The sequence below is a fragment of the Acidithiobacillus sp. TH-A35 genome (assembly GCF_057473505.1).
Genome location: NZ_JBYCKR010000241.1, coordinates 1 through 3,286 on the forward strand (window position 1 = coordinate 1; position 3,286 = coordinate 3,286).

The 3,286-nt window shown below is 57.5% G+C and carries 6 protein-coding genes; 5 read left to right on the forward strand and 1 reads right to left on the reverse strand.

Going from position 1 to position 3,286, the window contains the following annotated elements:
• Nucleotides 1-21: 21 nt before the first annotated feature.
• The 4 genes from AC2VNK_RS08015 to fliW are packed head-to-tail and all read left to right on the forward strand — an operon-like array spanning nucleotide 22 to nucleotide 1,311.
• On the forward strand, nucleotides 22-144 hold the full coding sequence (locus AC2VNK_RS08015; RefSeq protein ID WP_486883413.1) for a hypothetical protein: 123 nt from the start codon (nucleotides 22-24) through the stop codon (nucleotides 142-144).
• A 3-nt stretch (nucleotides 145-147) separates the two neighbouring features.
• Nucleotides 148-549, forward strand: a complete 402-nt coding sequence (gene flgN, locus AC2VNK_RS08020) for a flagellar export chaperone FlgN (protein ID WP_486883411.1) — start codon at nucleotides 148-150, stop codon at nucleotides 547-549.
• Nucleotide 550: 1 nt separating this feature from the next.
• Nucleotides 551-811 (forward strand): carbon storage regulator, encoded by a 261-nt coding sequence (locus AC2VNK_RS08025; protein WP_215876214.1) that lies wholly within the window; start codon nucleotides 551-553, stop codon nucleotides 809-811.
• A 2-nt stretch (nucleotides 812-813) separates the two neighbouring features.
• Nucleotides 814-1,311, forward strand: coding sequence for a flagellar assembly protein FliW (gene fliW / locus AC2VNK_RS08030; RefSeq protein WP_291523381.1), 498 nt, complete (start codon nucleotides 814-816; stop codon nucleotides 1,309-1,311).
• Here the strand turns inward: fliW and AC2VNK_RS08035 are convergent.
• A complete protein-coding gene (locus AC2VNK_RS08035) occupies nucleotides 1,291-2,037 on the reverse strand; it encodes a flagellar brake protein (RefSeq protein ID WP_486883412.1) in 747 nt (248 codons plus the stop codon). The genes fliW and AC2VNK_RS08035 overlap by 21 nt on opposite strands.
• A gap of 233 nt (nucleotides 2,038-2,270) precedes the next feature.
• On the opposite strand from AC2VNK_RS08035, the gene motD reads away from it, so the two are divergent.
• On the forward strand, nucleotides 2,271-3,125 hold the full coding sequence (gene motD, locus AC2VNK_RS08040) for a flagellar motor protein MotD (protein WP_291523385.1): 855 nt from the start codon (nucleotides 2,271-2,273) through the stop codon (nucleotides 3,123-3,125).
• Nucleotides 3,126-3,286 lie beyond the last annotated feature (161 nt).

Consider the following 3,286-nt stretch of genomic DNA (forward strand, 5'->3'; position numbering starts at 1 on the left):
GCACCCGCAAACGCCGGGCACGTGCAGGGCATCAAATCAGCCATCGCCAACGGCACGTATCAGATCTCGCCGCAACGCATCGGACAGGGGCTCACCCAGGACGCACAGCAGTTCCTGCCCTTGGCCACCAACAACAAGGCCTGATGAATGGATAGCCAGACGGACACGGCACTGCAACTCCAAATCGGCGTGCTGGAGGCCTTGCTCCAGTTGCTGCATCAGGAAGAGCGTTGTCTGCAGTCTGGGATCATGACAGAACTGGAACCCATTGCTGCGGAAAAAGAGCGGCTCTACCAGACCATCAGCGCGCTCGAATCCCAGCGCTGCACGCAGCCATCTACCGTCACCCGCATGGATCTGCAAGCGCAACGCCGAACACTGCTGGAGAAGATCGTTCAGCACAACCAGCGGAATGGGCAGATCATCGGCGCCCTGGAGCGTTTTAACCAAGGCGCCTGGCAAATCCTCTTTGGGACCAATGATCCACTCTACACCGATGGCGGGACCACTCAGAACACTACCCAGCGGCACCTGATCGGCAGCGCCTGAGATGCTCGTGCTCACCCGGCGCCGCGGCCAGGCCATCTGTATCGGGGACGATATCCGTATCGTTGTCACCCGTATTGAAGACGGTCAGGTGCGGCTGGGGATAGAGAGTGCCCACGACGTGATCATCCTCCGTGAAGAATTACTGGAATCCGTTCGGCAGGCCAACCAGTCTGCCCAAGCCGTAGCCCCTGCCCAATTCGACCAGTGGTTACAGTCTCATCGCCCGTCTACCCAGGACGCGGCCAGCATTCAGGAAGAATAAAAATGACCGACTACTCCACCCGCTTTGGTCTCCTACCTATCTCTGATGCGCAGGTATGGCATTGTGTCGCCCCCCTGCCGGGCTTTGCGGAGTTGCAGCGGTTTACGCTCCTCCATGTTCAGGAACAAGGCCCCTTCGTCTGGCTGCAATCTCTGGATGAGCCGCTGATCGCCTTTCTGCTGGTTGCGCCGGAACATTTCGGCCTGCACTATCCGCAACGCCCACAGTTTGCGGCGCAAGAAACGGACGGAATCAGCATGGTCATGGTCATCCTGCCACAAAAAACCAATGATTCTTTACAGGCCAATGCCTTGGCTCCACTGTATTTCTTACCCCACACCCGCCAATTCGGTCAGTGGATTGTCGAGCATGCCGAACCCAGCCTGGCAAACATTTCCGAAGCCCAGACGCCTCCGGCAACCCTCGGTGTACCAATCATCCAACTCGGACTCGCCCGCCGGGATGCTACTGCCAGCCCCTTAGCGATTGGCGCTGCGTAAATGCTCGCGGTCGCAGCGCAAGGCATATTGGATAATCTGCTCCTGCAAGGCGCCGGGGGCTTGCACGAAGCTCAAGCCAATGTCTTGTGAGGCGGTACCACGGGGATGACCTACTGGTTCCACATAACGAACCTGCGCCCCCACCCGGTACACCTTGCCCTGAAAGCTGAATTGCACGCTTGCCAGCATCTCGCCGGCAGTCATCGGATAGTCACTGGGCGCATGAATTCTTGCGCGCATGCCACCGGCACCCAGATCCACACAGAGCCCGTCGCAACTGCGCGCACCGTGGCGCTGAAGTGACAGCGCCAACCCACCCGCCTCAGCGGGCACCGCGCGCAGAGTGGCACGGCGCTGCAGATGGTAAAGCGCATCCGGCCATTGGATGCGCACAGCCCCATAACGCTGCCACAGCAGCCTCTCGACCACCGTGCTCTGAAACCCCAAGGGTAACATCGACGTGCTCCATAGGAGCAAATCCTCGCCGCGCCGCAAGCGGGTATTTTCTGCCTCCGGCATCAGTTCATCGAGGATCAGGGTCGCGGTGTCTGTTTCAGCATGAAGGAGCGTGGCCTGGGCCAAAACGCCGCCACTACGCCCAACCATCACCGCCAGCGCTTCACCACTCGCGATCAGTTCGGCAAGGGCTCGCCCTATCTGTCCTTTCCCCGTTTGCCGATTTTTTTCAGTGAACAGTTGATCCAGGAAGCTTTGGCTTGAAAACATCGTGTCCTCGCGTTTTGCAATTTTAGTCGTCAAGTTTTTGACGATCCTGACGGAAGACCGTCAGATCCGGGCGATCGTAACGGTCCATTTCTACGGATAACGTCTCAACAGCATGATTCATGCCGTACCGCTGGGGGCTTTTTCGCGGCACGGTTTTCGCTTTGCCAAAGGAGTCGCGGCAGGATCGGAAAAATCGTCTATTTCCCAGAGCGGGTTAGTAACAGGAGTTCGCCATGGCGCGCCGTAAGAAAGAAGAGGAATGGGAAAATCATGAACGTTGGCTGGTGTCTTATGCCGACTTCATTACTCTGCTCTTCGCCTTTTTTGTGGTGATGTATGCCATTTCTTCGGTGAACGAAGGCAAATACAGAGTCCTGTCGAAAACTTTGGTATCCGCCTTCAGTGGACAACCCTGGTCACCGGTACCCATCCGCTCTGACGCGGGGCTGTCCCTCAGCCAGACGCCTGTAGAACTGCCCGCCCTGCCTAAAATCGCCGATATGGCGCCCGTTCCTCATGTGCAAAAAGGCCAGGTTTCACCCCAGGCTAGGAACGACCCACAAACACCGCCGCATCCCGCCACCGCCATGCGGCAAATTGAAAAACAAATGGAGACACTGCTTAAACCTTTGATCGCGCAGGGTAGCGTCGCCATTCATCGGAGCAACCTGGGCGTCGTCATCGATCTGAACGCCAAAATCCTGTTTCACTCGGCACAGACGCGGCTCAGCCCGAATGCCACCGCCACTCTGGGGGCTATTGCACAGGTCTTGCGTCAGGTGCCTTACCAGGTCCAGGTAAACGGTTTTACCAACGATCTACCCATTCGCACCGCCCAATTTGCATCCAACTGGGCACTGTCCGCCGCACGTGCAGTTTCCGTAGTGGAGCTCTTCATCCAGCATGGCGTGAATCCGCAGAATCTGGTCGCCGCAGGCTACGGCAAGTATCATCCGGTAGCACCCAACGATACGGCGAAGGGCCTCATCATGAATCGACGAGTAAGCATCGTGGTAGTCGCCCCACAGAATCCGAGCAAGGCCGGAACCGATCCGATCATGGCGGGCGCCATTGATCAGCGCGGTTAGATATCAGGAAAAATTCGATCAATGACATCCGACGAGATCAACAAAACGCAAAAGCAGCAGAAGCGCCTCAATCGCGTTATCGTGATCGCCCTCCTTCTGCTGGTCGTCGTCGCCACGGGGGTATACCGGAATCATTTCGAACGACACGACGAAAGCGCTCC

Coding starts and splice junctions, on each gene's coding strand:
- motD (WP_291523385.1), top strand. CDS start 2,271: ATGGCGCGCCGTAAGAAAGAAGAGGAATGGGAAAATCATGAACGTTGG.
- AC2VNK_RS08035 (WP_486883412.1), bottom strand. CDS start 2,037: ATGTTTTCAAGCCAAAGCTTCCTGGATCAACTGTTCACTGAAAAAAAT.
- AC2VNK_RS08025 (WP_215876214.1), top strand. CDS start 551: ATGCTCGTGCTCACCCGGCGCCGCGGCCAGGCCATCTGTATCGGGGAC.
- fliW (WP_291523381.1), top strand. CDS start 814: ATGACCGACTACTCCACCCGCTTTGGTCTCCTACCTATCTCTGATGCG.
- flgN (WP_486883411.1), top strand. CDS start 148: ATGGATAGCCAGACGGACACGGCACTGCAACTCCAAATCGGCGTGCTG.